This window comes from Hallella sp., from assembly GCF_037460745.1.
Classification (GTDB): Bacteria; Bacteroidota; Bacteroidia; order Bacteroidales; family Bacteroidaceae; genus Prevotella; species Prevotella faecis.
Genome location: NZ_JAXVAE010000022.1, coordinates 1 through 6,206, shown reverse-complemented (window position 1 = coordinate 6,206; position 6,206 = coordinate 1). Strand labels below are relative to the sequence as shown.

Here is a 6,206-nt window from a genome sequence, read left to right as displayed (position 1 = left end):
ATTATTTAACATTTATGCGACTGCGTCGCATTCTTCTGCAAACTTAGAGTGAGATCCGTGGGAGGAGTTTATTTGCTCGCGTTGCGAGCTGGGCGCCCGCAGATGACGCAGATTTGCACAGATGGCTACGCTACTGGATGTTATCTGTGGGATTCTGTGGGATCTGTGGGAGACTAATATACTCGCTTCGCTCATGGGGTTTGTCCCGCAGATTGCGCAGATTTACGCAGATGGCTACGCTACTGGATGTTATCTGTGGGATTCTGTGGGATCTGTGGGAGACTAATATATTCGCTTCGCTCATGGGGTTTGTCCCGCAGATGACGCAGATTTACGCAGATGGCTACGCTACTGGATGTTATCTGTGAGATTCTGCGGAATCTGTGAGAGACTAATATATTCGCTTCGCTCATGGGGTTTATCCCGCAGATGACACAGATTTGCACAGATGGCTACGCTGCAGGATGTTATCTGTGGGATTCTGTGAGATCAGTGGGAGGAATTTATTTGCTCGCATTGCAAGAAGAAGACCAAATTTGTCTGAGGGAACCTCATTCGCGCACCTCTTCGAAGTCCTCCTTGTGGATGCCACGGAGGGTAATATATGGTTTTGCGAACCTTATAATATGGCAACGCGCCACTTTCACGCAAATCTTTTATAAAATCTTTGCTTACACCGCCAAGGTAGACCGAGAGGGATTTGACGCGGATTCTCAGATTGTTTCGAGGTGTTTATCAAAATCCTTGCAATAAATGTAATCGTGCTGGATGTGGATCTCCGAATCGAGCGTTTTGCGCGAGTTGGAGATGCATTCTGAGTAAATGCTACTCGAAGACGTGGCTAAGTCGGTTAGCCTATCCGCAAACCATTCTAATCCATTTTCGTTGACATCGATATCGGTTACTAACAGAAACACGATGGGCATGTTTGCAAAAAGATCGGGATTGGAAGTGAGCTCCATGCATAGCCTCTGGCTATCTCTTAGCTTTCCTACGAGGTTGTAATCTGCAGCAGTCTCCTCAACGTTTTTCTTTTGCTGGGAGCGGTGTGCCATATAGTTTTTCCATCCTTTGAGCTCTACGAAACAGAAGTGTTCGTGCTGATCTCCAACACATACCGCATCGACGGAAGCGGGCTTCTTGTCGACACCCAGGTGGTCATAATAGGTGTCTTTCACTTTATCGAAGTCCATTACACCATGATGTTGCTTATCGTTGCAGAATCCGTTGCGTTTACATGTTTTTTCGGTTTGGCAGATAGAGTCCACCTCACATTCCTGATAACGCAAACATATAGAATGGTATAGCTCCTGGGGTGTCATTCCTAATTCCTATTACGACGAGCCTCGTCAACGTTCATTATCGCATTGAGCGGAGCTGCCAGTTTGCTAAATATTTGGTTTAGGTCGTCCTTTACATCATGAATAACCGAAAGTCGACTATCTTCCTCTTCCTCAGCGAGATAGTAATTGGTGAATGTCTCCAAATCGTGCTTGGCAGAGAAGTAACGTATTCCCTGGACAAAATAGGGACTATGAGTGCTTATTATCACAGGTATTCCGCGTTTGGCCAACTTGACCAATAACTCGGCGAACGTAACTTGCCACTGTGGATGCAAATGGTTCTCTGGCTCATCCCAAATCAATATCTTGTCGTTGCCGATAACCTGGGTCTCCAAAAGAATTTGTACCATTCCAAAGGTCTTAATTCCCGATGCTATATTGATAGGTGAAAGTTCCATGCCCATTCGTTCGCTAAAGAACTTAAGTACCTTACTGTCCTTGTCGAAAGCAAAGCGCCCGCCCATCAATTCTGAAAGTCCATACTCGCTTTGGCTTTCTTTGCCCGAGGGAACCATCTGCAACGCATGTAGCTTATTGGCAAGATCTTTGATATGGATTGGCACCATTCCCCGGAATGTCATCATGGGCCTTGTCTGGTATTCTTGATATGTCGCTGCATAAAGGAGTGTATCGAGTATGTGGAGATAAAGAGGCGACTCTACGTAGGTGGCATCACTAAGATAATCGTCTCCTTCAAAATACACCTGATTGATTAGGTCATCAGCAAATTCAAGGGAGAGAAAACTGTTGGGATTGTCATATTCGAGTTTGGCCTTCGATTCTTTTGTCTTGTAAGAGCATATCTTGTTCATGAATTCCGACTCTGTGAAGACCCTTACTTCTGACGCTATATCTGCCGCCTTGCTATCGCCTAACGCTATGCTGATGTTATCAATATCCTGAGAAAAAAGCGACTTGACACGTGGTGATATATCTTTAGATTCGATCCACGACGATATTTTACCAAGACGTCGCTTAATTTCCTCTTTGTCGGTAAGTTCTACCAATGGGGCTATAAACCGCGAAATAGGAAGTGGCAGTATCTCTGCTAATTCGGCATCGTCGTACCTTGAAAAGCATCCATTGGCACGCTTATACAGTTCTTCAACTCTTTTCCTTAATTTTTCTTCCTTGCTTTGGTGGTTAAGAAATTCAGCGTTTGCCTGCGACTTAACCATAGAAAAGAGAAGCTTGCCTACTGTGCTTTTGCCCGAACTGTTTGCTCCAGCTATCACGGTCAGGCCGTCCAACTTGATGTCGGCAGTTTTTATCTTATTTATATTTCGTATTTTCAGTTTCATAGCTAATTTCTTTGTTGGCTATCTATGCGGTGGCAACGACAGGCAATCACATTACCTTGCGCTCCTGCTGGAGGGTGTGGGAGTGGCCAAAATTGTAAAGCAGACCTAACTGGCAGCCAGTGGCTTTGAGGTAGTTGTACACTTGGCTGCGGTGGGTGTTGTCGAGGTCGCCAACGGCCTTGATCTCCACAATGATGTTGTCGTAGCAAACGAAGTCGGCACGGTAGGTCTGCTTGAGCTCGTGCCCGTCGTAGTAGATCTTGAGCTCTTTCTCTCGTTGGAAGGGTATGCCGCGCTTAGAGAACTCAATGGCCAGGGCTTCTTGGTAGACTGCTTCGAGAAACCCGGGGCCGAGGGTGTTGTAAACGTACATCGCGGCTCCCGTGATGTTATAGGACTCTTGGCTGCGGTAGATCATGACGCTTAATATCTTAATTTTTTAGAACACGAGATTTGTCGTAGACCCACCGACCAACGGGAGGTAATCTCACGAGACTCGGCTATTTTTTTTCGAACACGAATCTTACGAATCTTACGAATGCATGTCTTTAGAAACACCGCCGGTGTTTGAAATCTCACGAATGACTATTATAGACCCACTGACCAACGGGAAGTAATGACTATCATAGACCCACTGACTGTGGTGAATAGTACCAGCTGTTATTCGGTGGATTCGTGAGATTCGTGTTCGTTTATAGAAACACCAGAGGTGTTTGAAATCTCAAAAGACCCGGCTATTTTTTTTGAACACGAATCACACGAATCTTACGAGACTCGGCGAAGCCCCACTGACCAACGGGAGGTAATGACCACTGAGAGGAAACACCGCCGGTGTTTGAAATCTCACGAATGACCGCTGAACAACGGATATTATCGTTGATTGTTATTCGGTAGATTCGTGTGATTCGTGTTCGTCTCCAAAAACACCAGAGGTGTTTGAAATCTCACGAGATTTGGCGTAGACCTACTGAACAACGAATATTAGCGTTGATTGTTATTCGGTAGATTCGTGAGATTTGTGTTCGTTTATAGAAACACCAGGGGTGTTTGAAGTCTCACGAGATTTGTAGTAGACCTACTGAACAACGGATATTAGCGTTGATCGTTATTCGGTAGATTCGCGTACCTCTTCGAAGTCCTCCTTGTGGATGCCACGGAGGGCGACAGCGTGGCCACCGAAGTCGAAGACGAGCTGGCGGTCGCGGTCGATGCGGACGATGTAGCCCTCGTAGCCGGCGAAGATGCCGGTGAGGACGCGGAGCTTGACATGGTCGCGGGCAAACTTTTCAAAGGGGTCGCGGAGGAAAGTGACGCGCTCAGGGTTGTTGCGCAACACCGTCATGAAGGGTTGCATCACCGCATTCGTGATCGATGCGGGGGCATTGCGCGAACGGTCTTTTACAAGATGGTATTGGGGATAATAGAGACGGAGGAAGGCTTGGAGGTCCCTGGTGGTGCCTTGCAGGAACACGAGGCCGCTGACGGTGGGCTTGAGCTCTTTCTTCACGCCCCCACGCTCGGTTTTCTGTTTGTAGCTATAGGAGCGATGAACAAAACAGGCATGGGGTGCGTCGGGATGGGAAGCGTTGTAAGCGTTCATCTGACGCTCAAAGACGGGCACGGTCATGTTGTGGAGGTAGAGGTAGCTCCAGGGCAATTCCTCTTCGCGACAGTGCATTCTCTCTATACCCAGGTCCGATGCATCATCAGTCTTGGTAACGTGTATGCCCTTTGGTAAACGGTTGTTTACGTCGGCTGTAGCAAGTGAGTCAAAGCAATCCTGCGTCATCCCCGCTCCCTACTTTATGTCCTTCGAATCCATCACCACGGAGGATAATGGAAGAGGTGTCTTTTTATCCTTCATGCCGCATCTTATGACTTATTAAGAAAAGCCTGTATGAGGCTCCCGTTCTCCTATTCGTTCTGTCCAGCTCCATGCGGAGTGTGGACCTATCGATTGCAAAGATACGGCTTTTAGATTAAAATCACACCTTTTTCTATTAATATTTTACGTTACGATTGCAAAACAATGATATGAGCAGGGGGAAAACCTTTGCCCGACGGCATTTGGGGGAACGGGGATGCGCACCTTTGGGGTCCGCAAACACCACAGATGGTGGGGGCTGGCGTGAGAGGAGCCACCGCAATAGGTGCCTAACCGTAAAGGCTGCTCTGACACGAGCCGAGAGAAAGAGTTTATAATGTGGTATGTGGAATGTTGAACGTGAAATGGTCCGTCGGTGTTTGAGTATGAGAACACGAATCTCACGAGACTCGCGAAGCCCCACTGACCAACGGGAAGTAATGACTATTGTAGACCCACTGACCGAAGGGAAGAATCTTACGAGACTCGGTTATTTTTTTTGAACACGAATCTCCCGAATCTTACGAATGACCACTGAGAGGAAACACCGCCGGTGTTTGAAATCTCACGAATGACCGCTGAACAACGGATATTATCGTTGATTGATATTCGGTAGATTCGCTTTCTATGTCAGCATTTTCTATCCCTATCGTTCACCTTTTCATGTATTTTATAGTACCTTTGCATAAACGATTTTGAAATGGCACATAGGAAGATCCCATATACTAAGTATGCAAGCACATACGACCAACAAATCCGACTACTCATTTCACGAGGAGTAGTTATCACAGATGTTGAGAAGGCCAAAGAGTACCTGTCAGACATCGGCTATTATCGCCTTGGCTTTTATATTTATCCTTTTGAGCAGACCTACCCGTTTCTCGATCACAGACGCTCTCACAACGTGATACCCGGCACTCGCATTGAAGACATCGTAGCCTTCTACTATTATGACCTGGACCTGCGTAACCTCCTAAACAGATATCTGTCAAGGATTGAGGTTGCCATCAGAACCACCATCATCTATGAACTCTCCAACAAATACAGCACCAACCCGTATTGGTATGTAGACCCAGCTATAGTGGATAACAGTTTTATCAAAACCTTCACCACACAGTTCTATGGAAAGATCAAGCTGAAGGATCCCATCAAACGTCATCACAGAAAGTACCTTGGCAATTACGCTCCCGCATGGAAGGCAATGGAGTATATGACCTTGGGCAACCTGGAGAATCTATATGACAAGTGAAGTATAATGCAGACAAGAGCCTGATCAGCAATCTCTTTGGAGAACCTGCCATGGGCGTATTCAAGAACTATATCTCAGTAATCAGAGAGGTCCGTAACTCATGTGCTCATGGCAATGTCATCGTCGGTATGTCATTGACCAACAACGTGATGGCAGGAGCTGCCTGCCCGACCCTACCGATCGGATCTCAGAACACCTTTTATGGCGCATTGAGAGTCATCGACTTTCTCCTTCATAAGGTGTCTGCCAACAGATCAAAAGACATGTGGAGGGATATTTACAAAGCGACCAGCAGACTCTATCAGATTTCTCCGAATCTACGACCGCTCGTTGAGCAAAAAACGGGCATCGTCTTGCCAAGTGATTATAAAGAAGAGGTGTAGAGATATAATCCGCCGTAACTATTCAGCGAAAGGGCATGGCGGGGTATCAAGCCTCAAATAAGGCTT

At 46.6% G+C, this 6,206-nt stretch carries 6 protein-coding genes; 2 read left to right on the top strand and 4 right to left on the bottom strand.

The features are described 5' to 3' along the window. Positions 1–713 precede the first annotated feature (713 nt). From WKK33_RS00395 to WKK33_RS00380, 4 genes are all read right to left on the bottom strand, one after another. Complete coding sequence (locus tag WKK33_RS00395; protein WP_337931987.1) at positions 714–1,193, bottom strand: hypothetical protein; 480 nt, start codon at positions 1,191–1,193, stop codon at positions 714–716. A 131-nt stretch (positions 1,194–1,324) separates the two neighbouring features. Continuing rightward, positions 1,325–2,644 (bottom strand): ATP-binding protein, encoded by a 1,320-nt coding sequence (locus tag WKK33_RS00390; protein ID WP_337931986.1) that lies wholly within the window; start codon positions 2,642–2,644, stop codon positions 1,325–1,327. Between the two features lie 46 nt (positions 2,645–2,690). After that, a complete protein-coding gene (locus WKK33_RS00385) occupies positions 2,691–3,062 on the bottom strand; it encodes a GxxExxY protein (RefSeq protein WP_330001880.1) in 372 nt (123 codons plus the stop codon). A gap of 687 nt (positions 3,063–3,749) precedes the next feature. Then, on the bottom strand, positions 3,750–4,322 hold the full coding sequence (locus WKK33_RS00380; protein WP_337931985.1) for a hypothetical protein: 573 nt from the start codon (positions 4,320–4,322) through the stop codon (positions 3,750–3,752). Between the two features lie 886 nt (positions 4,323–5,208). On the opposite strand from WKK33_RS00380, the gene WKK33_RS00375 reads away from it, so the two are divergent. Continuing rightward, positions 5,209–5,757 (top strand): Abi family protein, encoded by a 549-nt coding sequence (locus tag WKK33_RS00375; protein WP_337931984.1) that lies wholly within the window; start codon positions 5,209–5,211, stop codon positions 5,755–5,757. Next, entirely contained in the window at positions 5,754–6,140 is a 387-nt protein-coding gene (locus WKK33_RS00370; RefSeq protein ID WP_337931983.1) for a hypothetical protein, read from the top strand. Before WKK33_RS00375 ends, WKK33_RS00370 begins: the two co-directional genes overlap by 4 nt. Positions 6,141–6,206: the final 66 nt, after the last annotated feature.

What these genes read in the sequence shown, in the direction of transcription:
- WKK33_RS00395 (WP_337931987.1), bottom strand. Translation starts at nt 1,193, where the DNA reads ATGGACTTCGATAAAGTGAAAGACACCTATTATGACCACCTGGGTGTC.
- WKK33_RS00380 (WP_337931985.1), bottom strand. Translation starts at nt 4,322, where the DNA reads ATGCACTGTCGCGAAGAGGAATTGCCCTGGAGCTACCTCTACCTCCAC.
- WKK33_RS00385 (WP_330001880.1), bottom strand. Translation starts at nt 3,062, where the DNA reads ATGATCTACCGCAGCCAAGAGTCCTATAACATCACGGGAGCCGCGATG.
- WKK33_RS00390 (WP_337931986.1), bottom strand. Translation starts at nt 2,644, where the DNA reads ATGAAACTGAAAATACGAAATATAAATAAGATAAAAACTGCCGACATC.
- WKK33_RS00375 (WP_337931984.1), top strand. Translation starts at nt 5,209, where the DNA reads ATGGCACATAGGAAGATCCCATATACTAAGTATGCAAGCACATACGAC.